Here is a 24,266-nt window from a genome sequence, read left to right on the forward strand (position 1 = left end):
CAAGCAACGCTGTATGCGAGCGTTTGTCAACAGTCTGAAACACCGTCAAATACTGACGATGTTTACGGTTTTGCTATTATTTCTAACAAATATGGGACTGAGTGAAAGGCATAATACTTCTCTAATACTTCTCCGTCCTTTATGTGCAACAAACATGGGACACTTTCAATTTGCCAATCAATCGCCTTACTCGGTAAATAATTGAGGTCACTTTTTCCAATCTCAACGTGTGGGAGCAACTCATCAACAACGGTGATCATTTTGGATGCAACCTGGCAAGTTCCACACATTGGAGTATACAGATACAACCAGAACCCACATGGATTTGTTAGTCGAGCATCAATTTCATTTTCGTTCCATTCTTTCATATATAAATACAACCTTTACTTTCTTGATTGCTTATTATTGTAACATGATTTCATCAAATTCGCCTCGACGTTTATGGAACCAGATTTTATAGGTCCACACGAGGTTGGTCATAAGACGTTGCCACATGATGTGGTGTTCTTAGTCAGTCTTTGGTCCTTGGCCGAAAAACTTCCTCTAAAATATCTAAGGCATTGCCGGAGATTTCCTTTATTCAGTCCGGGCAATCATCATTAACACGGAGTATTGCAGCAATGGGTTTATAATAAGAACTCCGCATGAACATCTATATTTGCAGAAAGCAAGACGGTTGCGATATGTTGTTCTGGAGCTGTTGCCACCTCTCGATATGTTTTATCTATAAACAAATGTTGAGCCTCTGGGAATTCTCGTTTGAATTGTTTTCTAAGTTTTTCCCCTGCGTTGTCTGCATCCACTAATATATAAACATCTTTATTGAATAAATGTTCAATTAACTCATCTAACCTGGATATACTAATGGTTCCGTTTGTACATATTATTTCAATTGGTTCGTTAATAACTGTTTGAACCTTTTTTTTATCTGACTTCCCCTCAACAATGATTACCTTTTCTGTATCATCAATAGCCACCATTCATCACCTTTTCGATTGTACATTCTTGCTACCTATATCTATTGCGGAATAAATTTTATATTCGTTGTGTACAACTGCTTTTCCTTCATTTTATAGCGAAGATTCTAAATTGGTGAATTAATTGCGCAGCATATGGAAAAAAAAGACAGTGGATATCCACTGCCTTTAGCACCAACCATTCTCGTCGTCACAGTCAACGTATTTCATATCTGGGTTAGTAGGTACATCAGCATAAGTAAAAATCTTATTGGCTTCTTGCTCATACCCTTGCTTTAATTCGTATTGTGCACCTTGGGTTGTAAAACGAATTTTACCAATTGGTTCTTTTTCAACAAATAAATTCATTTCTTCATTTCCAATTTTGCCTACAACCCGGTCTGTTACATCTATTCGAGTATGTTTCAATACCATAATAAACACCCTTCCAATCGGTATTTAGTAATAGAATATCCATATTGTCATACTTCATTCAGCAAAGAGCAATCAGCTCAGACAGCAAAAAAAAGAACCAATTATAGGTGTTTTCCTATAATGGTTCTCAGGAGTTCTATGGGCTTTCGTGTCTATGCGCCCGATTTATTTGAGCAAGTTTCACTAATACCCTGCAAAAAATTGTGGATTCCACCGGAGTCCTTTCCTTAATACACACAGGAGTTAAGACTCCAACTGTTTTAGGGTAATTAGTCTTCTTTTATCATTTCTTCGTATTGTTCAGCAGTCATTAAATTTTCAACGTCACTAGCATTTGATGGTTCAATTACGATCATCCAAGCTTTTTCGTATGGAGATTCGTTTACAAATTCTGGGCTATCATCGAGATCCTCATTAATCTCAACAACCTTACCACTAATTGGTGCATAAAGTTCAGAAACAGTTTTAACAGATTCAACACTTCCGAATGGCTCGTCCGCTTTAATTTCGTCACCAACCTCTGGTAATTCTACAAATACGATATCACCTAGTTCAGATTGTGCGAAATCCGTAATTCCAATACGTACTTTTTCCCCTTCAACCTTAACCCATTCATGTTCTTCTGAATAACGTAAGTCTTTAGGTGTGCTCATTGTTTATACCCTCCAGTAGTCAATTTATCTTGTTATCATTTTGTTTTAAAAAACAAAACTAATTATGTAAAAGTCCTTTTAAAAGGTCTTTCATCCTACTTTGGTTATTTCCATGTTTCTCCGAATACAGTTTCATTAAATCCTACTGTAACTTTTTGCCCATCTGTAGTGAGTGGGCGCTTGATAAGCATCCCGTCTGAGGATAATAGCTCAAGTAATTCATCTTCAGAAGCAGTACTAACCTTATCCTTTAATCCTAGTTCCCGATACTTTTGACCACTAGTATTGAAGAACTTCTTTAATTCCAATCCACTGTTCTTGTACATTTCTCTCAAGATTTCTTTGGAAGGCGGATTTTCAACAATATGAATTTCTTCAAAAGTAATTTGATTTTCTTCCAACCATTTTTTCGCTTTGCGACAGGTTCCGCATTTTGGATACCAATAAAATGTTAGTGCCAATTTATTTCACCACCTATAAACCAATACACCTTAGCGTAATTGTTCAGATCATAACTATTCTATTTACTATATTTTATCATATTAAAAATTGAATTAAAACGATAAGTAGCTATCAATGATTTAATTCGACCTAACTCCTGTTTATCCTGCCAACAATTTAGAAAGGCAAAAAAAGCCCCTTATTATGATAAGGAGCTTAAAATTTAATGCTTTGTGTTTCTGATGCCATACTACTGAATGTTAAACAGTGTATTTTTCTGCTTCGATAAGTGTTGCTGCAACTTCACGTTTTTTCGCAATTACATTAATAGGAGTGTGACGAGTTAACTTACGTAGAGCTGAAGTCATCATACGCAATACATCGCCTTCCTCAGTTGCAACAAGTGTTTCTTTTGCATGTGCTTCAATTTCATTGAATGCTTCTTGAACAAACACTTGAGTGTAAAGTAGCTTTTGTTTATTCTTATCTTCGCCAGACTTATTAATTGCCTTTTCTGTACGAAGAACAACTGATTCCATTGCATAGATATTAGCTGCAATATCTGCAATATTTGCTAAAATTTCTTGTTCTTTCTCAAGCTTTGGTCCGAACTTTTGTGCTGCTAGACCCGCAATCATTAAACCAATTTTCTTTGCATTGCGAACAAGAAATTTCTCTTGCTCAAGAACACCATCCGCAACTTCTTCAGGCATTAGCATCATTAATTCTTCTTGAAGCTGTTGTGCTTTTTGAAGTAATGGTAGTTCTCCTTTAAGTGCTTTACGAAGGAAAGTACCTGGTACTAATAAACGATTGATTTCGTTTGTTCCTTCAAAAATACGGTTGATACGTGAATCACGATATGCTCTTTCAATTTCATACTCCTGCATAAACCCATAACCACCATGGATTTGAACACCTTCATCAACTACATAATCTAATACTTCTGTGTTGAAGAATTTATTGATTGAACATTCAATAGCATATTCGGCAATTGATTTCGCTACTTCCTTACCATTGTTCACTTCTTCTTCCGTTAACTGACCCATACGGTCTTCAAAATAACCTACCGTACGATACACACTTGACTCGGCTGCATATATCTTTGTTGCCATTGTCGCTAATTTTTCTTGAATCAACGCAAACTTTGAAATAGGAGTTTTAAATTGTTGTCGTTGGTTCGCATATTTTACTGCCAGTTCAAACGCACTCTTTGATCCACCAACTGCACCTACACCAAGCTTGTAACGGCCAATATTTAAGATGTTAAACGCAATAACATGACCTCTTCCAACTTCACCAAGTAGGTTCTCAACTGGTACCTCCGCATCTTCAAGAATCAATGTACGTGTTGAAGAACTTTTAATACCCATTTTCTTTTCTTCTGCCCCAGTTGAAACTCCAGGATAATCTCTTTCAACAATGAATGCAGAGAATTTATCGCCATCAATTTTTGCATATACTACAAATACATCTGCAAAGCCTGCATTTGTAATCCATTGTTTTTCGCCATTTAAAATATAATGTGTACCTTCTGCATTTAATTTTGCTGTCGTTTTTGCACCAAGCGCATCTGAACCTGATCCTGGCTCTGTTAGCGCGTAAGCTGCAAGAAGCTCACCTGTTGCTAATTTAGGAAGGTATTTTTGCTTTTGCTCTTCGTTCCCAAACAATACGATTGGAAGGGAACCAATTCCAACGTGTGCACCATGAGAAATTGAGAATCCTCCTGCTCTTGCCATCTTTTCTGCTATTAATGCAGAACTTACTTTATCTAAACCGAGTCCACCATATTCTTCTGGTACGTCTACCCCTAATAATCCAAGCTCTCCTGCACTTTTAAGTAACTTTACAGAACGATCAAATTCATGATTTTCAAGATGTTCCACTTGTGGAAGTACTTCCTTTTCAACATAATCCTCTGTCGTCTTTGCAATCATTATATGTTCATCTGTGTAGTCCTCAGGAGTAAAAATTCGATCACTTTCAAGATCTTCGATTAAGAATCCCCCACCTAAAACGACTTTATCAGTAGCATTTGACATATTAAATTCCTCCTAGAAAAAAATTATCTTACATTTCTAATTAGCCTATTTATGGTCTAACACGAAGCGCTTGCCATTTCTGTTTTTAGGCTAGTAATTCAAATACTCCAGCGGCACCCATGCCGCCTCCGATACACATAGTTACAACACCAAATTGGACATTACGACGCTTCATTTCATGCATAAGAGTTAGGGTTAATTTAGATCCCGTACATCCTAGGGGATGACCAAGTGCGATAGCACCACCATTAACATTTACCTTTTCTTCATCAAGCCCTAGCTCTCGAATAACCTGTAAGGATTGAGAAGCAAATGCTTCGTTTAATTCAAATAAACCAATATCTGAAAGCTCTAAGCCTGCCATTTTAAGTGCTCTTGGTATTGCTGCAACTGGACCAATTCCCATAACTTCAGGTGGAACACCTGCTACTGCAAAGGATCTAAATTTCACCAATGGTGTTAACCCAAGACTAGTCGCCTTTTCGCGGTCCATTACCATAACTGCTGCAGCTCCGTCACTTGTTTGAGAAGCATTGCCTGCTGTCACTGATCCAGTTACTGAAAATGCAGGTCGAAGCTTAGCTAATACCTCAAGGTTAGTCTCTTCACGTACCCCTTCATCCTGAGAAAACTGTAGGTGCTTTTCCACTAGTTTATTATTTGAATCAACATATCTATGGGTAACATCTACCGAAACAATCTCGTCGTTAAATTTACCAGCTTTAATTGCTGCTGCAGCTTTTTGGTGACTCCTAACAGCAAAGGCATCTTGATCTTCACGGCTAATACCGTACTTTACCGCTACCTGCTCGGCTGTATGCCCCATCCCCATATAATATTCTGGAGCAGACTCTGCTAGTCTAGCATTTGGTCGTACAACATGACCCATCATTGGAACGAGACTCATAGATTCTGCACCACCAGCGATTGCCGTATCTGAATGACCTAACATAATCTTTTCTGCAGCGTATGCAATTGATTGAAGACCTGATGAACAATATCGGTTAATTGTGATAGCAGGAACTGTATGTGAAAGTCCTGCGAGAGCACCTATATTTCGGGCCATGTTTAACCCCTGTTCTGCTTCGGGCATTGCACAGCCAATAATGAGATCATCAATATTTCCTTCGTAATTTCCTGCACGCTTTAACGTTTCTTTTACAACTAACGCACCTAAATCATCTGGTCTTACGTTTGCAAGCGTACCTTTTTTCGCTTTTCCAACCGGGGTTCTTGCACCCGCTACTATGACTGCTTCTCTCAACAAAATTCCCCCCACTTCAATTTTAGGATGTTAAAAAAGTCCGGGAAAAAGTCCTGATGAATTTCTTTGTCACTCCGGTCCTCGCGTATTACATACATACGCTCCAGTCCTCTTGACTATCGTTCCACGACCTTCTCCGTCCTTTTTTGTACTTCCTTTTTTAACTACCGTTCAAAATCTCTAGTTACGTAATGGCTTTCCTTTTACAAGCATGTGCTGCATTCTTTGCTGTGTCTTAGGTTCACCGACAAGACTTAAGAATGCTTCACGCTCTAAGTCAAGTAAGTATTGTTCATCAACTTCAGTACCGTATGGAATATTTCCACCTGCAATTACCCAAGCAAGCTTCTTCGCAATTTTGAGATCATGCTCTGAAATATAACCAGAATATTTCATTGCTTGTGCACCTAGTAGAAGGGTTGCATAACCCGTTTCACCTACAACAGGTACTTTTTTACGAGCAGGTGCTTTATAGCCTTGTTCTGTTAAACTTAATACTGATTGTTTAGCGTCATATAGTAGGTGATCTCCATTAAAGCTCACACCATCTTCCTTCGTTAAGAAGTTATTTGTACGTGCTTCTTCTGCAGATGTTGAAACCTTCGCCATTGCTATTGTTTCAAATACTTTATTTGCTACATTTTGAAGATTCACTTCCACTCCTGATGGCAATCCTTGAAGATGATTGATATAGAGCTCCTTATTACCACCACCACCTGGGATTACTCCAACACCGACTTCAACTAGACCCATGTAAGTTTCACTTGATGCCTGAACCTTCGCAGCAGGTAAACAGATTTCTGCTCCACCTCCAAGTGTCATGCCAAATGGAGCGGCTACCACAGGTTTTTCACTATATTTAATATTCATCATTGCTTGTTGGAAATGACGAACTACTAGTTCGATATCATAAAAATTGTCATCTTGCGCTTCCATAAGAATCATGGCAAGGTTTGCTCCGACACAGAAGTTCTTCGCTTGATTTCCAATTACTAATCCTTTGTAATTACGTCCCACTTCTTCAAGGGAATAATTAATCATTTGAATAATATCAAAGCCGATTGCATTATTAGGGGACGTGAATTCCAATAATGCGACATCGTCACCTAAATCTATTAAACTAGCACCACTATTTTTCTTGATTACACCGTTTGTTTCTTTTAATGTCTTTAAATGGATGTTTTTTGGATTAACTTTTACAGGTTTATAATCACCATTTTTGAAATAGGAAACAGTTCCATTCTCTTTCTTATAGAAGGATGTATTCCCGTTTTCGAGCATTTCCTTTATCCAAGCTGGTACAACTGTTCCTTCTGCTTCCATTTTTTTAACTGAATTCTCTAGACCAATCGCATCCCACATTTCAAATGGGCCAACTTGCCATCCGAATCCCCACTTCATAGCCTCGTCAATCGCAACCACGTCATCTGCAATTTCACCTAGAAGGTTAGCAGAATAGATAAGAGTTGGGCTTGTAATATTCCATAACAGACGACCTGCACGATCCTCCGCATAAATAAGTGTTTTAAGTTTATTTGATAAGCCTTTTACTTGTTTTAAAGACTCTGTAATCGGTGTTTTCAATTTCTTACGTTCTTGATATTCCAAGGTTTGTGGGTTTAGTTCAAGAATTTCTTTCCCTTGTTTTAAGAAAAAGCCTTGACCTGTTTTACTTCCAAGCCATCCTTTTTCCTGCATCGTTTTCATAAAGGAAGGAACATCAAAAACTTCTTTTTCGTCCCCTTCTACTTGCTCGTAAACATTGTTTGCCACATGAATAAATGTATCAAGGCCGACAACATCTAAGGTACGAAAAGTTGCACTCTTTGGTCTCCCTATCATTGGGCCAGTCACAGAATCTACTTCTCCTACACTGTACCCTCCCTTAAGCATTTCACGTACAGTAACTAGTAATCCATATGTTCCGATACGGTTTGCGATAAAGTTTGGAGTGTCCTTTGCTTCAACAACTCCTTTACCTAGTACGTCTACACCGAATTCTTTCACGAAGGAGAGTACTCCAGGACTCGTATGTTTAGTAGGTATCACTTCAAGTAACTTCAGATAGCGTGGAGGGTTAAAGAAGTGTGTCCCTAAAAAGTGCTTTTGAAAATCCTCTGAACGTCCTTCAGCCATTGCTTCAACCGAAATACCTGAAGTATTTGAACTAACGATACTTCCTGGCTTTCTTACTTCGTCAACCTGACTAAACACCTTTTTCTTGATTTCAAGATTTTCCACTACAACCTCGATAATCCAATCAACTTCTGAAAGCTTAGCCATATCATCTTCAAAGTTCCCTGTTGTGATAAGAGAGATGTTTTCCTTAGATGTGAGTGGTGCTGGTTTTTGTTTTAATAGCTTTTCTACTGCTGTATTACTTAAACGATTCCGTACCTGTTTATCCTCTAATGTAAACCCTTTCTTTTTTTCGACTTCTAAAAGTTCACGAGGAACCATATCTAATAATAAAGTAGGTATTCCGATGTTTGCTAAGTGTGCAGCAATTCCTGAACCCATAACTCCCGAACCTAGAACTGCTGCTCTTTTAATGCTTTGGATCATTCACAGTTTCCCCCTTTAACTCATTTTGAATGAACACTCATTCATTTTTCCTTCAAAAAAATATCCATTTTTCACAATTGAATAGTATCGTTTCAGAAAGAATGAGTTCCTTTATATTTAAATATAAAGCAATATTTAAATTTTCGCAATATATTCACGGAACAATTTTTCTTTTTATTTGTAATTCGCATTGAAACAGTGTTGTCGGGTGATTCTAAAGGATGGAGGTGACACCAACTATGGCTAAAGTCGATAAAAACCCGTCAAAACGCGCTGTTAGTGCGGCGAGCGTTAAAGGAAACGCTGGTCCAGATACAAGGGCAAGAAGCGGTAAAACACAATCTACCAACCAACAATATGGGGCGCAAAACACTGGTGGAGATGAATAGTCTAAAAGCAGAATTACCTTGGGTGAAATACTAATGAAAGACATTCTCTAGTGAGATCCAGGGCTAAAAGTCCTTCATAACCATTATGAAGGACTTTTGTGAGAGACTTCGAGGGTACAAAGCTCTTCATACCAACGATGAAGAGTTTTTCAGTGCGATATCGAAGGTAAAATGCTCTTCATAACACCGATGAAGGGTTTTTCGAGCCGATATCAAGAGTTATAAGCTCTTCACTACATCGATGAAGAGTTTTTCAGACCCATATCGTGGGTAAAATGCTCTTCATAACACCGATGAAGAGTTTTTCGAACCGATATCAAGAGCAATAAGCTCTTCACTCTCTCAATGAAGATCGCACATACACGAACGATATGTCCTTCATATTTCAATCATAGTTCCGTTATCAAAAAAGCAGCGCGAGAAAAACATTTTGTTTTTCCTCGCACTGCTTTATATTTCAAGAAATTCACTTTCCAAAAACGCCTTTTAAGACAAAGGCTACATTAGCTGGACGTTCTGCAAGACGTCTCATAAAGTATCCATACCAGTCAGTTCCAAAAGGTACATATACGCGCATTGTATAGCCTTCTTTTACAAGTTCTTCATGGCGTTCAGTACGAATTCCGTATAGCATTTGGAACTCAAATTGGTCATGGCTAATTTTATGTTCTTTCACTAATTCCTTCGTATATTGAATCATCGCTTCATCATGTGTTGCGACTGCTGTATAATTCCCATTTAACAAATGCATTTTAATGATTTTTTTAAAGTTTTCATCCACATCTTTTTTCTCTGGGAAGGCAACTTCTGGTGATTCTTTATAGGCTCCCTTTACAAGACGAAGATTTGGATGATACTCATTTAGGTCTTCCATATCTTGAACTGTCCGGTACAAGTATGCTTGAATAACAGTACCTACATTATCAAACTCTTTTCGAAGCTCTTTGAAAATATCAATGGTCTTTTGACATCTAGAGTAGTCTTCCATATCAATCGTAACAAAGACACCATTATCTTTTGCCGCAGAAAGGATACGACGCATATTATTCATAACAACCTCATCGGATATATCTAAACCCATAGAGGTCATTTTTAGAGAAAGCTGTGCATTTAACTTTTCTCTACCAATCGCTTTAATTGCTTCAATTGAATGGTCAGCCATGTAATTTGCTTCATCTATATGCTCTACAAATTCTCCAAGATAATCAATTGTTACCGCAAGTCCTTTTGCATTAAGCTCTATTATTTTTTTTACAGCTAACTCTATGGTTTCTCCAGCAACAAATCTCGCTGCTCCAAAACGCAATCCATATTTTTTCGCTAACTTTGTAAACGCTTTATTTTTTGATAAGAATAAGAAAAAGTTACGTAAAACCTGTTCCATTCCAGTTCCCCCTCTTAAAGCACTCATGTTGTACTAGATTGCTAAATTCTCATCTATTCTATCATTTTTGGCAAGCTTTGAATATACATCTAAAAAAATTTTGTCGAACGCTTACATTGGATTACTCTCCTATATTTTATTGTATGTTTTGCATACAAAAATGTTTTGATTGGAAAGCTACTATTGAATACAGGATAAGGAGGCTTTATTATGCAACAACAGCAATCACAGCAACAACAACCTATGTATACGCCCAAAGGACCACAAATGTCTGAAACACCTGCTGTTATCACGTCTAAGGACCTGTTATACCTAACAGATATGATGTCTTGGAATTTAATGGCGCTGAAAAAGGCACATTTTTATGCTGGCCAATGTCACATTGACGAGATTTCACAAGCGCTTGAAAAAGCATGTCAAATGCATGAGCGTCATTATCGCCAAATTTTAGATCATATGCAAAAACACACAGGTCAACCGCCGCAGAACCCGAGCCAAAATCAAAATCAAGGGCAGCAAATGCAATAGGAAGGAGCTACATAATGAATCAACAAATGAATCAAAATCAAAATCAGGTTAAAAACCCAAAAACAACAGTTCCAAAAACTCCTGAAATGAATGATCGCGATTTTATTAATGATATGTTAGCAACCGAAAAATATATGACCGCTGCATACAGCACAGCTTTAAATGAGATGAGCCATGATGGACTTTACCAAGACATACGTTCCATTTTTAACGAAACACAGGATTGTCAAAGAGAGCTTTATAACCTTATGTTTAAAAACGGATGGTACAAGCTTGAGGAAGAGGACCAACAAAAAGTACAGCAAAAACTACAACAGTTTTACAACTATACAACTACACAGTTTCCAACACACAATACAATGCAATAGTAAAAGAGCAAGGAACCAGCTTATCGGTGACAGGCACCAGAAAATCGCTGACATAAGGCGCTTTTGGCCTTCAGAAGCGCTTGTCTTGTGAATCGAGTTCTATTCTAAATCTATACTTGTCAGGGCTGAACGAGGTGCTTGCACTTTTGACTTGTCTAGCTCCTGGTCATATCGGGCGCTCTTTGCCTTCAATTCTATATTCGCTTATGACCTTGAGGGGCTAGGCGCAGGAAAATGGTTGTCGAAACGAAAAGAGATGAAGCTCAATCGCAGCTCCATCTCTTACTTATTTTTCGACCGGTTTTCTTCATTTAATTTTTTTATTTCTGTAATAATTTCTTTTATGCCTTCCTTTGCATCGGGATATGTTTCATTCCAGTGCTTAGCAAGTGGTGGCATTGATTTCGAAATATGAGTATAAAGCGACCAAAGCTTGACCTTTTCCTTTAGTTCAGGAGAACTTTCCCCTAGTAAAAGCTCCGTATATTTTTCTAGCAAACCATCAATTTGTTCTTCTATTTTATGTTTCATTTTTATCTCCTAATTCATTTACAATTTAGTGGACAAGTTTTGCAACGATCTTCTGTTTTTGTTGTTTTATAATATAGACAACATGTTTTCCTGGTGCGAATGTGTTGATCATATTCCGGTTGATACACTTTCCTACCGTAATAACGTGTTAATGGATTAAATGCAATTTGTCCGAATAAGTTTCCATCTGCCTTCTTCACAAGAAAGTCAAAATCCTCTTGAATTGCCTGCCTATTTTCCTCAAACTGGGGTTTACTTAATACAGATTCATATAGCCAATATACATAGATCGCAATGTTTTCCCATAGCACCTTTTTTGATAATTCAGTTTGATTTGCTAGCAACAGTAAGACTTCATGGATATTCTCATGAAACAAGGCTCTAATTGTTTCTTTACGCCACTTTTCTCTTGATGCTGTTGGAGCGTCTGTTGCTGAGATGTCTTTAAAATAGAACTTGGGGTTCCAATACCACAGCTCCTCTTGATCATTTGTTTCTAATGAGATATTTGCAAGTGACACATTTAATCGCTTATTTAAAATTGTCATCGCATATAGATTGAGGACCGCAAAAAATCCATATCGCTTCATGAACATAGAACCTGCTACTCGTTCATCAGGGGCATCAATCTTCTGTCCGACATTTGCTAAATATCGATTCATCTTTTTGTCATCAAAAAGCTCGATCACAGGAATGGATAGTCTTGATTGAAATCTGTGTTCACTAAAACGGAACTCCTTTAATTGTTCCATTTCCTCTATGAGGAGGTTTGACATAGTTATACTCCTACCTTGTTTAAAATAGATCTTCCTTTACCATGTGGAATACATAGTGGTGTTCCAAATAGTGGGTCTTTGGTGACCTCACAATTCATTCCGAACACATCTTTTACAAGGCTAGCATTTACCACCATTTCTGGTCTACCTTGTGCATAGATATGTTTGTCCTTTATAGCAACAATGTGATGTGCATAACGGCAAGCTAAATTCAAATCGTGTAGAACCATGATAATCGTTCGCTGTTCCGTTTCGTTAAGCTCAAATAATAGATCCAGAATTTCTATTTGGTGTGTCATGTCCAAATACGTTGTTGGTTCATCTAGTAAAATAATATCAGTTTGCTGTGCAAGTGTCATAGCAATCCAAGCACGTTGACGTTGGCCCCCAGATAAGGAATCAACAGTTCGCTCCGCAAATTGAGCCATGTTGGTAGACTCAAGAGCATGATGCACCTGTTTTTCGTCTTCTTCCGTCCATTGTTTTAGCCAGTTTTGGTACGGGTAACGCCCCTGTTTGACAAGTTGGAGCACAGTTAATCCTTCAGGTGCTGTTGGTCCTTGCGGCAGGATAGCAAGTCTTCTAGCTACTTCTTTTGTTGGGAGCTTTGCGATTTGCTCTCCTTCTAGGAGGACAGCTCCTTGCTTAGGTTTTAACAGTCTTGCTAAAGAGCGTAGTAAGGTAGATTTTCCGCATCCGTTTCCACCAATAAATACTGTAATTTCGCCCTTTGGAATCTCAAGATGTAAATCTTCTATAATGATGGATTCACCATATGATAATGTCAGTGTATCCGTTTCGATTGCATTCATGAAGTACGCCCCCTAACAAAAAGTATGTTGACCTAAACCTTGGGCCTAGTAGCTGTGTAACTAGCGAAAGAGTTATCATTTAACGATTAATTTAATCTAACTATTTCTACTTTTATATAGTAAATAAATGAAGTAAGGTGCTCCAATTGCAGCTGTAAATACCCCTGCAGGCACTTCAGTCGGTGAAAACAAAGTTCTACCAATTAAATCAGCTACCATTACAAGAATACCACCAACTAAAGCGGCAGTTGGTAGTAATGCCCCAAAGGCAGATCCAACTAGTCTTCGTGCCATGTGTGGCGCCATTAATCCAACAAAGCCTATACCTCCAGCAAAAGCTACTGCACTGCCCGTTAATGCTGTACTAGTTAATAATAGGAGAAATCGCTGTTTTTGAACGGAGCTTCCTACTCCAGTTGCAAGCTCTTCGCCTAGTTCTTGTACGTTCAAGTTTCTTGCTAGAATAAAACAGATAATCAATAATATCACGACAACAGGGCTTAGAATTTGAACATTTGCCCAAGTAGAACCGTTCACAGTACCTGTAATCCAAATATTCGCCTGGCTAGCTTGATAGATAGGTCCCATTACCATAAATGTTGTTGTTAATGCTTGTGTGAGAGCAGACACTCCAATTCCTATTAAAACAAGGCGTATAGGAGAAACTCCATTTTTCCAAGACAGGACATAGACCAGAATAGCCACGATCGTTGCTCCCATAAACGCAGCAACTGGCATCCATTTTATACTTACAGTTAACGCATTACTAGAGTTCGAAAACATGGTTAAAAAAGCAACAACTGCAACTGATGCTCCACCTGTTAGTCCTAGTATATCCGGTGAAGCTAATGGATTTCGAATAAGACCTTGCAGAATACTTCCCGCTACAGCAAGTGCCATTCCTACCAGAAAAGCAATAATGATTCTTGGTAATCGAAATGATGTGACAACCAACTGTTCCATCCGCGTACCATATCCAAACAACGTTTTTACTACGGTAACAGGGTCAATTTTCATATCCCCAAGTCCCGTACTTACTAAAAACAAGGCAATTGTCACAACAACTAAAATAAAAAATGTAATAAGTGCTTTTTTATCCAATAAAAAGGAGACATCGCCCTTTTTACCAATTCGTAAGGATTTGTATTTACTCATACTTTTCGAAACCCCTTTCTCGCCACATAGATAAAGAAAGGCGTTCCAATTAAAGCAGTCATAACTCCTACTGGAACCTCTTCAGGCATTACTATATAACGTGCTGCTATGTCTGCTACTACTAATAGGAATCCACCAAGGATACCGCTAAAAGGGATAATCCACCGATGGTCAATCCCAACTATCGCCCTTGCTAGGTGAGGGATCACAATACCGATAAAACCAATCGGCCCAGCTACCGCTACTGCTCCGCCTGCCAATAAAATGACGGTAACAGCCGTTAGAAGTTTAACAGTACCTGTTCGTTGTCCTAATCCTTTGGCTATGTCCTCCCCCATTGACAGGACATTTATCTTGTTTGCTAAAAGGAGCGACGTTAGCCAAGCCAACGCTAAATATGGAAGAACACTTGTAAGCACTTCGAGTTTTCTTCCCTGAATCGATCCGGCAAGCCAGAATAATACCTGGTCTAGGGCCATTTCATCTACTACTAATAATCCTTGAGTAAAGGATGAAAACATAGCTGCCATGGCCGCTCCAGCCAATGTTAGTTTCATAGGGGTAAGGCCCTCACGGCCAAGTGAACCAATGAAATAAACGGTAAATGCAGCAATCGCAGCTCCCAAAAAGGCAACCCACGTAAAGGCTTGTAAGGAGTTAATTGAAAAAATCGATACAGCTACCACGATAAAGAATCCTGCTCCAGCATTTATTCCAAAAATACCTGGTGATGCTAATGGATTTTTTGTGAGGGCTTGCATTAATGTACCCGCCATTCCTAAACTAGCACCTACTGCTGTGGCAATTAGTGCTCTTGGCAGACGAATTGATTGAATAATAATATGCTCGTTTGAACCATTATAAGAAGTAAAGGCTTGATACGCGATATTCCAGGATGTATCCGTATATCCATAAACAATGCTTGCACACATTGAAAAAAGTAATAATAAAATTCCTATCATAAGTCCAATTAGTCTAGCGGAATTTGTTTTCAAAACCATTTGTTTAAAGACCCCTTATAACCATGAATTCCAATTAAATTCATGTATGACTTTCGTCAAACATGTTTATCTTAGTATTAGGTTACTTTTGTTTATACTTGCTTTTCATATGTCTTCTTATACATAGTAGTACATACAATTTATTTGCTCTTTTAGTCTATTGGAAATGAGAATGGCTGTCAATGCAATGAAAAACATTCTCAATTAATTATTGACTAAATTATATAAACAATTTATGATTTAAATGAAAACAATTCTCAACAGTAGGAGGTTCATAATGAGTAAACGAAAGCTATCATTTTTAAGTTTAGTAGCCATATTTTCACTACTTTTAGTAGCTTGTGGTGCAGCAGATAATACAGATAAGGGGAATCATGCCGGAGATACTGAGGGAGCAAATACATACACTGTTGAACATGCAATGGGTTCCACTCCAATTAACAAAGATCCTAAAAGGATTGTTGTCTTAACAAATGAAGGAACAGAAGCCCTGTTAGCAATGGGGGTCACACCAGTTGGTGCGGTTAAATCATGGATTGGTGACCCGTGGTATGAACATATTGAAGACCAAATGGAAGGCGTAGAAGTTGTAGGTGAAGAAAGCAATGTCAATATCGAAGCAATTGCTGCGCTTGAACCTGACTTAATTATTGGGAATAAAATGCGACAAGAGAATATATATGAGCAGTTAAAAGCAATAGCTCCAACTGTTTTTGCTGAGGATTTAAGAGGAGATTGGCAAAAGAACTTTACTCTCTACTCAAAAGCGATTAATAAAGAGAAAGAAGGAAAACAAATTCTTTCCGATTTTGAAGACCGTGTAAATGAAGTAAAAGAGAAAATCGATACAGATACAAAGGTGTCTGTTGTCCGTTTTATGGAAGGAAGAACCCGAATCTATTATACAGACTCATTCTCAGGTGTCATTTTTGATAAACTCGGACTAAAGCGTCCTGAACAGCAGGTTGACCTATTTGCAGAAGAACCTGAAGACCAATTTGTAAGAGAAGTGGACCAAGAGAAAATTCCATTAATGGATGGAGACGTTATCTTCTATTTCACGTATGAGACAGGAAATGGGGAAGCAACAGCAGTTGAGACTGAATGGACAGAGCATGAATTATGGAGAGGTCTGGACGCCGTTAAAGCAGGAAAGGTACACAAGGTTAGTGACCCAATATGGAACACGGCTGGCGGTGTACTCGCAGCAAACCTCATGCTAGATGATATTGAGAAATTCCTAGCAAAATAAGAACAAAATTGCGAGCGCCCCGTATGAGGAACGTCGACGTCAGCACATCCTCGAAAAAGCTATGCATTTTCTTCGTGCGATGATTATGCTGTCGAAGCTTCCCTTGTACTGTGCAAGTCCGACAAGCATAAGACGATTTAGAATAGACGGCGCTTTTTGCCTTCAATTCTAAATTGACATATGACCTCGAGGGCTAGGCGCTGGAACTGGATGTCAAAACACTTTCAGTTCCTGTTATAAATTTCCTAAACATGTAATCCCAAATCCCACTGAACATATTTTCAGTGGGATTTTTTTCATTTATTGTTGCCGTAGCTTTTCTAAGATAATCTGTGCTTCATATCCATCTTTAAAATCAAATAATCGACTCTCTTGACCAGATAGTGCAGAAACTAGATTATCTATCAATGTAGTCGACTCAGCTGTTTCTTGGGAAATTGGTTGAATCATTTCTCCAAGTTTTCCACCCTCAAGCTGAGACCAGTTCACTAGAGAAAGAGTTCCTTCTGATCCGTAGGCAGTATATGCAATTCGTTCTTCTCCCGCAACGCCGCTAATTCCATTTACAAGTAGAGGTGTTCCATCTGAAAGTTCTAAGATTGCAACTATACCTGTTTCACATTTTAACGTATCATTTGGTAACTCTAGTAGACTCTTACTATATGTAATGGGTCCGAAAATACGTTGTGTTAGCTGAATAAAATGAACCCCTACCTCCAAAACAAAGCCACCTTGTTCACGACCTGCCACCCATTCATTCTGCTGCCATAGGCGTGGCCAATTTGGAAAATTCATCGTAAGTTCTACTTTTCGTAGTTTTCCTATGTATCCATCTTTAATGAGTTGATCAAATGTATTGGCAGGTGCACTATAGTTTAAGGGGAAATTCATAGCATGAACGATACCCTTTTCCTGTGCCTTTTCAGACATTTCTTTCGCTTCTTCTACTGAATTAGCTAAAGGCTTTTCACATAAAACATGGATTCCCTGTTCAATGACATCCATTGTAATACTATAATGGTATTTTGGAGGTACAGCAACATACACAAGGTCCAGTTCTTCTTGGGTAATCATATCCTTATGATTGTTATACGAGTTAATACCTCCAAGCTTTTGTGCCATATTGATTGCTCTCTCTTTGTCAGTATCTGCTACTGCTACAACCGTGGTGTACTTGTTTGCTTTGAATCCTTGGATAAGTCTTTCCCCAATAGCTCCTAGACCCACAACTCCCACTTTTACCTGTTTCATTTTCACTCTCTCCCATACCTCAATTTTCTTCTATTATAATTTCAACCTTTAAAAATCGCCATCTATCCTCTAAGAAAAAAGAACCCCTTCTGGTTAGTACATCAAACCGAAGGGGTGAATTTCTTACACAAATGACTTGATATTGTATACATGACCATTGATTAATTCCTGATTATGTACCAGGTCCAGAATAACGCCTGCAACAAACTCAGGAGATCGCAGCATTCCCTTTTCATTGAACTCTATAAAGTCCTCGACCTCTGTAAAGTCCTCTTTACTGGTTTTTCTGATTACTTCTTGCATCTCAGTATCCATGACCCCTGGTGAAAATGAGATGATTGTAACAGGATGTTCTGCAGTTTCCTGTTCAACAGCAACTGAATTCGTGAACATATCAATTCCCGCTTTAGACGTAGAATACGCAGTCCAACCGTATCTTGCGTGATTGGCGGCACCTGACGAAATATTTACAATTACTTTTTTCGTTGCAAACGAAGAAGTATGACGTATAAAATATGTACTTAAAAGCATGGGTGCTAGCAGATTTACATGAATATTCTCTGTTAACTCTCTCGGACTTGCTTTTCCAATTGGTTTAATTGGATCAATCATTCCCGCGTTGTTCACTAAATAGATTCCTTCTGCATTTGAAAAATCAATCGATGAAAAAATCCGCTCCATTACTTTTTCAATTTCCTCTGTCTTTTGAAGATCACATGAGAAATAATACAAATTAACCCCTTTGGCACTAGCCATTTCCTTTAGTTCATTGTTTTGTTTTCTAGAGATACAAAATAGGGTGTGATTCTTGTCGATAATTTGTTTGACAATTGATTCCCCTAATCCCCTTGATGTTCCTGTAATAATAAAATATTTCAAATAAGACACCTCTGTTAGACTTTTAGCCTTTATTTCATGTACTGTTTGTGAAGGACTACTACTAGAATTAAAGGTAGTATGCTTATTCTTATTGAACACTGATAGCTGCCATAAAAGCAAGTAAAAAGTTATTTTCTTTCACTTCGGCTTATTATTGAATAATACCTGTTTCTGTAATCGTAACCTCTGCATGTACATCCATCTTAATATTAGGGTAATCTACCTTCCATTTCCCTTCTTCAAATCTTCGGTTGGTATGTCTAGCTAAATAACCAAGACCGACTGGATCTATATTTTTCTCTTGAAACTCCTTTAACATACTTTGTGATTGCTCCACAATTGTTTGCTCAAGTTCTTTAATGATTTTTTCGATTGTTTCAGGTGTTGCTTTTTGTCCTGAAAACTCACTTAGTATTCCCTCAAATTTTATCGTGATATGTACCTTCGGGTCACCGTCTACTTCTTCAACCTCTATTTTTCTTTTCGTAGAGATACGCTTAATTGAAGCGTAATCATCTGTACCACTTAATTTTAGGGTGTAGGATCCTTCACCATAGTTTTGAACCATTGCTTTAAAAAAGAATAATTCTGGTTCACTAATTCGAGCTACCATCTTCCCCTCTTGAAATAGTGCAAGTCCAATGAGCTCCATTTTATCTTTCTCTAATTTTAGAATGGGAAGGTAAGGATCCATTCCTTTTGCAAAATTCCTAAACAAGAAGGTGTGAAGATCAGATTTTGGTACATCTCTTTTCTCTGTATTATGTTCTAAAATTGTTGCCAAATATTCTCCGGTGCCCCTGTTTCCTAGTGACGTCTCTAACACATCTCGTGTCTTACCTTCAACAATCGCCAGGTAAACCTTTGCACCAATGCTTGCGTCACGTTGGAGGGCGTCAATATACCTTAGGATTCCTCTTTGGGCTAGTCCATCTTCATAAAGGACAACTCGTATACCACCTGTTACGAGTGGATCTGCTGATTTTTTTTGTAGTACATTAATAATTTCCTTTGCTAATACGGATTCACCTGCAAAACTAGCATTATCAATACTTTTATCCGCATTAAATACAGGGATAACAACTGTACCACTAATTTTATCTCCTGCTGCTTTATCAAACCCAACAGCTGTCACAACATTCACATCGTCGATAATCTCTTCTTGTACTGTCCCAAAAAACGCAGTGACAACTATGCCGACTAGTAATGCGAATCCTTTTAGAAATTTTTTCATTTTTTCTCCCTCAGCTTACGTATGACTAATGTAATAACAAAGAGCACAGGTATATATGTGAAAATAAAATAAAATCCAAATGTAGACATATATTCACTGAGCATATCAATTTGCTGACGTGACTTGATTAAACCACTCGCTAGGACGATTATTGGTAATATTACAAGTAAAACTTTTCGTTGTTGAACCGAAAATATACGTTTCACACCCCTGCTTGCTGCCCATACTGCAATACAGATATTAGGTAGTATGACAAGATACCATGAGGTAATGCCTACATATTCAAACCGTTCTACGAAGGGCATGATAACGATTTTAAACATCGACAGTGTTGCCCAAATGATTTTGTCTAGTTGACCGTGACTATAGAAAATAATTGTCGTTATAATAGTAGCCAAGTAGAGTAATGTGGTAGCTAACACACCTAACTGTGCCCATTTTTGTGACTGATTCGGGTTTTTAATAAATGGGTAATAGAGCAAAATCGCTTCAAACCCAATGATACTTAAGGTCATATCCTTTGTAGATTTTAAAATATCAGATATTGGATGATTTAGTATTGGCAGTAAATTTCGTGCTTGTCCGTAATCCAACGGATAAAATACCAAAAGAAGGATGTAAATCGGAAGGACAACACTAAAAAAACTAATACCGGTTACTGTTCGAAAACCACCAGTAATAATGTAGTACGTAAGAAGCATGGTAAAACAACCAAAAACCCACCCACTGAACTCAGGGAACATCCATACCTGCACTACCTCAACATAAGTCCGCAATACGGTTACAGCCATTGCAATAAAGTAGAACATTAAAAGAAGGCTCAAAAATCCCCCAATCCATTTCCCGAAAATCTCTTTATGGACCTCTACTATATCTCCTTTTGAATCTTTCAATATTTTATAAATCATCCATACGATAATATGCACAGCAAAACCTGCCAGAATAACGGAGATCCAACTGTCATATCCTGCTGATTTTGCTATGACCCTTTGGAAGCCAAGCATACCTACCCCTACTTGCATGGAGTGAATCAAGAAAAATACTAAAAAGGGAGACACTAAAGATGACTCTCTAATCCTTTCCATAGCTGCAACTCCTTAGACTTTCGGCTATTCATCAATATCCTTTTTGGCCCTAGCATCTTTTGCATTAAAACGGTTTTGTTTCTCTGCTCGTACATACACTGGTCGCTTTGTTAGCATAGAGTATGGTAAACGCACAAATGCATCCTTTAAATCCCTTAACCGTAATGGGTAAATCGGTTCTAAAAATGGCCTACCTAAGGATGTTAATCGTATTAAATGAGTTAATAAAAAACAAAAACATACTACAATTCCTAATAAACCCCATAACTGTGCAAAAATAAGAAATGGGAAACGAATGATACGAATTGTATTACCCATTGTAAATACAGGTGTTGTAAATGATGCGAGTGCAGCTAACGCTATCATAATGAGCAATACATTACTGGTTAGTCCTGCCTCAACAGACGCCGTTCCAATAACAATACCACCCACGATACCAATTGTTTGTCCAACCTTTGCCGGTAGTCTTGCCCCGGCCTCACGAAGCAGTTCAATGGTTAACTCTAAGAATAACGCTTCTAAAATAGGCGGCAATGGAACTTCACGCCTTGAAGTAATTAATGTCGCAAGTAGATCACGAGGGATTAATTCATGATGATAGGTAAGAACAGCGACATATACAGGTGTGATTAATATAGAAAAGGCTACTGAAAAAAGGCGAAGCAAACGTACAAACGAAGCAATGTACCAATTCATGAAATAGTCTTCAAATGATGAAAAGAACTCAACAAGAGTTGTCGGCGTAATGATTGCTTGTGGCGACCCCTCAGAGAGTATAACTATTTTCCCCTCAACTAATACAGAAGACGCCCGATCAGGTCGTTCTGTTTCTAACATCTGTGGAAAGGGAGAATTCGTATTATCAATAATCATTTGTGAGATAAAAGAACTATCACTTATTTGATCAAACTCGATATCGCTGATACGCTGCATAACAGTTTGTACGTTTTCCTTCTCTACGATACCTTCTATATAAAGCACCGCGACCTTTGTTTTTGATATCTTTCCGACAGTTAGCTCCTTCACACGCAATTCAGGAACAGGCAATCGTTTTCGAAGTAGGTTTAGGTTCATATCAATTGATTCAACAAAAGCCTCTTTTGGACCATTTACACTGAACTCTACTTCTGGAACACTGACTGCTCTTTTGGTGAAATTTTCAGCACTAATAAGAGCACAATACCCATCATGCTTATGAAATTGAATCATAATGCAGCCTTGCAAAATTTTTTCTTCTATCTGTTTAGTATCTTTCGTAATTACAATCTCTTTGTTAGGAATAATCCCCTTCAGATCACGGACTGAGTAGACTTTTGCATAAAGCAAATAAGGAAGAATACTTTCATGAAGGAGCTTTGAATCAATAATATTTCGTTGATAACAGATCCAAAATGGACGAATTGCTTGGCTATTAAATTGGCAGATAAAGTCGGCCGATTTACGGAAGGTTTGGTAGATTTCGTCAGTTAGTCTTGGTTTTTTCGTTTCTTTTTTGAACCAATTCGCCATAATAATCTCCTTTTTGCTTTTACAAGGTGATTTAAGGTTTTTTTAATACATTCCTTCTGTTAGTTATTCCTTGAAATGTATGGAATTTATGCATGGAATTTCTACTTTTGTGTGATTTGTATTCTTGAAACGAGTCGAAGATAAACTCTTCCAATGAAATTATTGGTATGACAGAAGTTCATCCAATCGAGGCATGAAACGATGTGTTCCGCAAGATACTAATAGGAAAAGCGTATGGTGCTTAGCCTTAGGGCGACAAGAGCTGTCAGAAGGCGCCTTTTGCCTTCAGAAACGATTGGATTGTGACCCCAAGAGACAACGGCGCCTAGAGCAGACAATAAAAATGAATGTTTGAGGTGGTAAAGTATGCGGAACAAAAAACGAATTTCAATCTTAGCATTAACAATTGCAATTGGACTTGCCCTATTTGTTTCCTTTTCGATATTTGATAATAAGAAACAAGATGTACCAAGATTGTCATCAACACCAACAAGCCCAGTACAATTAGGAAACAATAAACCAGATACGTCTCCTCAAATAATGAATGTGGACTCCATTCAGTTATACAACAACGTCCAAAAACAATTAGACACTCATCAGGAAATAGACGTTATTGACCATAATGGAAAAGACAAAAGTCATTACCATCATCATCAAGTAATCGTTGATTTTAAGGAACCATTATCACCCGCACAAATTAAAAAATTTGAAACTGAGATACAGGGGAAGCTTTTAAAGAAACTGGATTCTTCCTATATCTTTCAGTCAGATAACCTTAAGACTTCTGATTTGATTTCATACTTCGAAAAACAAAGTAATGTTGAGTTTGCTGAGCCGAATTTTATACTAATGCAAAATCAGCAACCAAATGATCTATTATATAATGATTTTCAGTGGAACCTACGAATGATTGAAACGGAAAGTGGATGGAGCGTGACAAAAGGGTCAGAAGATGTTGAAATTGCCATTATTGATACTGGCGTAGATCTTGATCACCCAGATTTGGAGAACCGAATTGTCGGTGGCTATAACATTCTCGAGGACAACAATAACCCGGATGATGACAACGGGCATGGGACACATGTTGCCGGAATAATTGCCTCTCAAACAAATAATCATGAAGGTGTAGCAGGGATTACCTGGTTTAACCCAATCATGCCTATAAAGGTAATGGGTTCGGATGGATATGGGTCCACATTTGATATCGCTAGAGGCATTATATGGGCAACTGATCATGGAGCAGATGTGATAAACCTTAGCCTTGGAAATTATCAGGGCTCAAACCTGTTAAAACGAGCGGTAGAATATGCTTACAAACACGACGTTGTAATGGTTGCAGCTTCCGGAAATGATAATTCTGGTCAACCAAGCTATCCATCTGCATATCCGCAGGTGTTAAGTGTGGCGGCAGTTGACTTTAATGGAGACAAGGCCAATTTTTCAAACTACGGAAATTATATTGATGTCGCAGCTCCAGGTGTAACGATTCCGAGCACGTATATTGATGAACAGTATGCAGCTCTCTCAGGTACATCAATGGCAGCACCCCATGTTGCCGCACTTGCTGGACTGATGAGATCCATAAATCCAAACCTTTCGAATAAAGAAATTATGAACATTATTAAAGGAACAAGTCTCGATCTAGGTAAAGTAGGAAAAGACATTTATTACGGCGAGGGGCTTATTGATGTTGTTGCTGCCCTTGAACAAGCATCTAGATAGAAAACTACAAGGTGCTTAGCCTAAGGCGTCA

The 24,266-nt window shown here is 38.1% G+C and carries 24 protein-coding genes; 5 read left to right on the plus strand and 19 right to left on the minus strand.

From position 1 onward, the window contains the following. Nucleotides 1–62: 62 nt before the first annotated feature. From ACWNMY_RS06700 to ACWNMY_RS06735, 8 genes are all read right to left on the minus strand, one after another. Entirely contained in the window at nt 63–368 is a 306-nt protein-coding gene (locus tag ACWNMY_RS06700) for a thioredoxin family protein (RefSeq protein ID WP_449537462.1), read from the minus strand. A 258-nt stretch (nt 369–626) separates the two neighbouring features. Next, entirely contained in the window at nt 627–980 is a 354-nt protein-coding gene (locus tag ACWNMY_RS06705; RefSeq protein ID WP_449537463.1) for a toprim domain-containing protein, read from the minus strand. A 165-nt stretch (nt 981–1,145) separates the two neighbouring features. Then, complete coding sequence (locus tag ACWNMY_RS06710) at nt 1,146–1,391, minus strand: YusG family protein (RefSeq protein WP_449537464.1); 246 nt, start codon at nt 1,389–1,391, stop codon at nt 1,146–1,148. 269 nt (nt 1,392–1,660) lie between these two features. Then, nucleotides 1,661–2,044, minus strand: a complete 384-nt coding sequence (gene gcvH, locus ACWNMY_RS06715; protein WP_449537465.1) for a glycine cleavage system protein GcvH — start codon at nt 2,042–2,044, stop codon at nt 1,661–1,663. Nucleotides 2,045–2,148: 104 nt separating this feature from the next. Then, nucleotides 2,149–2,505 carry an arsenate reductase family protein gene (locus ACWNMY_RS06720; protein WP_449537466.1) on the minus strand — a complete coding sequence of 119 codons (357 nt, stop codon included), beginning with the start codon at nt 2,503–2,505 and terminating at the stop codon, nt 2,149–2,151. A gap of 240 nt (nt 2,506–2,745) precedes the next feature. Next, nucleotides 2,746–4,530, minus strand: a complete 1,785-nt coding sequence (locus ACWNMY_RS06725; protein WP_449537467.1) for an acyl-CoA dehydrogenase family protein — start codon at nt 4,528–4,530, stop codon at nt 2,746–2,748. 85 nt (nt 4,531–4,615) lie between these two features. Beyond that, nucleotides 4,616–5,794 carry an acetyl-CoA C-acetyltransferase gene (locus ACWNMY_RS06730; RefSeq protein ID WP_449537468.1) on the minus strand — a complete coding sequence of 393 codons (1,179 nt, stop codon included), beginning with the start codon at nt 5,792–5,794 and terminating at the stop codon, nt 4,616–4,618. 180 nt (nt 5,795–5,974) lie between these two features. Further along, nucleotides 5,975–8,359, minus strand: a complete 2,385-nt coding sequence (locus ACWNMY_RS06735; RefSeq protein ID WP_449537469.1) for a 3-hydroxyacyl-CoA dehydrogenase NAD-binding domain-containing protein — start codon at nt 8,357–8,359, stop codon at nt 5,975–5,977. A gap of 239 nt (nt 8,360–8,598) precedes the next feature. On the opposite strand from ACWNMY_RS06735, the gene ACWNMY_RS06740 reads away from it, so the two are divergent. Beyond that, nucleotides 8,599–8,748, plus strand: a complete 150-nt coding sequence (locus ACWNMY_RS06740) for a YuzL family protein (protein ID WP_449537470.1) — start codon at nt 8,599–8,601, stop codon at nt 8,746–8,748. A 466-nt stretch (nt 8,749–9,214) separates the two neighbouring features. Here the strand turns inward: ACWNMY_RS06740 and ACWNMY_RS06745 are convergent, their stop codons facing one another. Then, the gene (locus ACWNMY_RS06745; RefSeq protein WP_449537471.1) at nt 9,215–10,132 is read right to left on the minus strand and encodes a proline dehydrogenase family protein; all 918 of its coding nucleotides are present in this window, start codon (nt 10,130–10,132) and stop codon (nt 9,215–9,217) included. Nucleotides 10,133–10,342: 210 nt separating this feature from the next. Here ACWNMY_RS06745 and ACWNMY_RS06750 point away from each other — a divergent pair, with 210 nt between their 5' ends. After that, nucleotides 10,343–10,660, plus strand: coding sequence for a hypothetical protein (locus tag ACWNMY_RS06750; RefSeq protein ID WP_449537472.1), 318 nt, complete (start codon nt 10,343–10,345; stop codon nt 10,658–10,660). A 14-nt stretch (nt 10,661–10,674) separates the two neighbouring features. Next, nucleotides 10,675–11,028, plus strand: coding sequence for a spore coat protein (locus ACWNMY_RS06755; RefSeq protein WP_449537473.1), 354 nt, complete (start codon nt 10,675–10,677; stop codon nt 11,026–11,028). A 282-nt stretch (nt 11,029–11,310) separates the two neighbouring features. Here ACWNMY_RS06755 and ACWNMY_RS06760 read toward each other — a convergent pair whose 3' ends face one another. The 5 genes from ACWNMY_RS06760 to ACWNMY_RS06780 form a co-directional block, all read right to left on the minus strand. Beyond that, nucleotides 11,311–11,559: a YusU family protein gene (locus ACWNMY_RS06760; protein ID WP_449537474.1), complete on the minus strand. Its 249-nt coding sequence runs from the start codon at nt 11,557–11,559 to the stop codon at nt 11,311–11,313. A 14-nt stretch (nt 11,560–11,573) separates the two neighbouring features. Continuing rightward, nucleotides 11,574–12,335 (minus strand): IucA/IucC family C-terminal-domain containing protein, encoded by a 762-nt coding sequence (locus ACWNMY_RS06765; RefSeq protein WP_449537475.1) that lies wholly within the window; start codon nt 12,333–12,335, stop codon nt 11,574–11,576. Nucleotides 12,336–12,337: 2 nt separating this feature from the next. Continuing rightward, a complete protein-coding gene (locus ACWNMY_RS06770) occupies nt 12,338–13,147 on the minus strand; it encodes an ABC transporter ATP-binding protein (RefSeq protein ID WP_449537476.1) in 810 nt (269 codons plus the stop codon). A 96-nt stretch (nt 13,148–13,243) separates the two neighbouring features. Further along, a complete protein-coding gene (locus ACWNMY_RS06775) occupies nt 13,244–14,302 on the minus strand; it encodes a FecCD family ABC transporter permease (RefSeq protein ID WP_449537477.1) in 1,059 nt (352 codons plus the stop codon). After that, on the minus strand, nt 14,299–15,303 hold the full coding sequence (locus ACWNMY_RS06780; RefSeq protein WP_449537478.1) for a FecCD family ABC transporter permease: 1,005 nt from the start codon (nt 15,301–15,303) through the stop codon (nt 14,299–14,301). The genes ACWNMY_RS06775 and ACWNMY_RS06780 overlap by 4 nt, the downstream gene beginning before the upstream one ends. A gap of 277 nt (nt 15,304–15,580) precedes the next feature. On the opposite strand from ACWNMY_RS06780, the gene ACWNMY_RS06785 reads away from it, so the two are divergent. Then, on the plus strand, nt 15,581–16,555 hold the full coding sequence (locus ACWNMY_RS06785; protein WP_449537479.1) for an ABC transporter substrate-binding protein: 975 nt from the start codon (nt 15,581–15,583) through the stop codon (nt 16,553–16,555). 300 nt (nt 16,556–16,855) lie between these two features. On the opposite strand, the gene ACWNMY_RS06790 is transcribed toward ACWNMY_RS06785, so the two are convergent. The 5 genes from ACWNMY_RS06790 to ACWNMY_RS06810 form a co-directional block, all read right to left on the minus strand. Beyond that, nucleotides 16,856–17,806, minus strand: coding sequence for a Gfo/Idh/MocA family protein (locus tag ACWNMY_RS06790; protein WP_449537480.1), 951 nt, complete (start codon nt 17,804–17,806; stop codon nt 16,856–16,858). Between the two features lie 123 nt (nt 17,807–17,929). Beyond that, nucleotides 17,930–18,685, minus strand: a complete 756-nt coding sequence (locus ACWNMY_RS06795) for a (S)-benzoin forming benzil reductase (protein ID WP_449537481.1) — start codon at nt 18,683–18,685, stop codon at nt 17,930–17,932. A gap of 151 nt (nt 18,686–18,836) precedes the next feature. Continuing rightward, a complete protein-coding gene (locus tag ACWNMY_RS06800; RefSeq protein ID WP_449537482.1) occupies nt 18,837–19,919 on the minus strand; it encodes a Ger(x)C family spore germination protein in 1,083 nt (360 codons plus the stop codon). Next, a complete protein-coding gene (locus ACWNMY_RS06805) occupies nt 19,916–21,004 on the minus strand; it encodes a spore germination protein (protein ID WP_449537483.1) in 1,089 nt (362 codons plus the stop codon). The genes ACWNMY_RS06800 and ACWNMY_RS06805 overlap by 4 nt, the downstream gene beginning before the upstream one ends. A 24-nt stretch (nt 21,005–21,028) precedes the next feature. Continuing rightward, nucleotides 21,029–22,513: a spore germination protein gene (locus tag ACWNMY_RS06810; RefSeq protein WP_449537484.1), complete on the minus strand. Its 1,485-nt coding sequence runs from the start codon at nt 22,511–22,513 to the stop codon at nt 21,029–21,031. Between the two features lie 366 nt (nt 22,514–22,879). On the opposite strand from ACWNMY_RS06810, the gene ACWNMY_RS06815 reads away from it, so the two are divergent. Then, nucleotides 22,880–24,235, plus strand: coding sequence for a S8 family peptidase (locus ACWNMY_RS06815; protein WP_449537485.1), 1,356 nt, complete (start codon nt 22,880–22,882; stop codon nt 24,233–24,235). The last annotated feature ends 31 nt before the right edge of the window (nt 24,236–24,266 follow it).

The organism is Ferdinandcohnia sp. Marseille-Q9671 (assembly GCF_976954385.1).

Bases quoted from the DNA above. Each gene is read 5' to 3' on its own strand.
- ACWNMY_RS06700 (WP_449537462.1), bottom strand. From the start codon at position 368: ATGAAAGAATGGAACGAAAATGAAATTGATGCTCGACTAACAAATCCA.
- ACWNMY_RS06705 (WP_449537463.1), bottom strand. From the start codon at position 980: ATGGTGGCTATTGATGATACAGAAAAGGTAATCATTGTTGAGGGGAAG.
- ACWNMY_RS06710 (WP_449537464.1), bottom strand. From the start codon at position 1,391: ATGGTATTGAAACATACTCGAATAGATGTAACAGACCGGGTTGTAGGC.
- gcvH (WP_449537465.1), bottom strand. From the start codon at position 2,044: ATGAGCACACCTAAAGACTTACGTTATTCAGAAGAACATGAATGGGTT.
- ACWNMY_RS06725 (WP_449537467.1), bottom strand. From the start codon at position 4,530: ATGTCAAATGCTACTGATAAAGTCGTTTTAGGTGGGGGATTCTTAATC.
- ACWNMY_RS06735 (WP_449537469.1), bottom strand. From the start codon at position 8,359: ATGATCCAAAGCATTAAAAGAGCAGCAGTTCTAGGTTCGGGAGTTATG.
- ACWNMY_RS06740 (WP_449537470.1), top strand. From the start codon at position 8,599: ATGGCTAAAGTCGATAAAAACCCGTCAAAACGCGCTGTTAGTGCGGCG.
- ACWNMY_RS06745 (WP_449537471.1), bottom strand. From the start codon at position 10,132: ATGGAACAGGTTTTACGTAACTTTTTCTTATTCTTATCAAAAAATAAA.
- ACWNMY_RS06750 (WP_449537472.1), top strand. From the start codon at position 10,343: ATGCAACAACAGCAATCACAGCAACAACAACCTATGTATACGCCCAAA.
- ACWNMY_RS06755 (WP_449537473.1), top strand. From the start codon at position 10,675: ATGAATCAACAAATGAATCAAAATCAAAATCAGGTTAAAAACCCAAAA.
- ACWNMY_RS06760 (WP_449537474.1), bottom strand. From the start codon at position 11,559: ATGAAACATAAAATAGAAGAACAAATTGATGGTTTGCTAGAAAAATAT.
- ACWNMY_RS06765 (WP_449537475.1), bottom strand. From the start codon at position 12,335: ATGTCAAACCTCCTCATAGAGGAAATGGAACAATTAAAGGAGTTCCGT.
- ACWNMY_RS06770 (WP_449537476.1), bottom strand. From the start codon at position 13,147: ATGAATGCAATCGAAACGGATACACTGACATTATCATATGGTGAATCC.
- ACWNMY_RS06775 (WP_449537477.1), bottom strand. From the start codon at position 14,302: ATGAGTAAATACAAATCCTTACGAATTGGTAAAAAGGGCGATGTCTCC.
- ACWNMY_RS06780 (WP_449537478.1), bottom strand. From the start codon at position 15,303: ATGGTTTTGAAAACAAATTCCGCTAGACTAATTGGACTTATGATAGGA.
- ACWNMY_RS06785 (WP_449537479.1), top strand. From the start codon at position 15,581: ATGAGTAAACGAAAGCTATCATTTTTAAGTTTAGTAGCCATATTTTCA.
- ACWNMY_RS06790 (WP_449537480.1), bottom strand. From the start codon at position 17,806: ATGAAACAGGTAAAAGTGGGAGTTGTGGGTCTAGGAGCTATTGGGGAA.
- ACWNMY_RS06800 (WP_449537482.1), bottom strand. From the start codon at position 19,919: ATGAAAAAATTTCTAAAAGGATTCGCATTACTAGTCGGCATAGTTGTC.
- ACWNMY_RS06805 (WP_449537483.1), bottom strand. From the start codon at position 21,004: ATGGAAAGGATTAGAGAGTCATCTTTAGTGTCTCCCTTTTTAGTATTT.
- ACWNMY_RS06810 (WP_449537484.1), bottom strand. From the start codon at position 22,513: ATGGCGAATTGGTTCAAAAAAGAAACGAAAAAACCAAGACTAACTGAC.
- ACWNMY_RS06815 (WP_449537485.1), top strand. From the start codon at position 22,880: ATGCGGAACAAAAAACGAATTTCAATCTTAGCATTAACAATTGCAATT.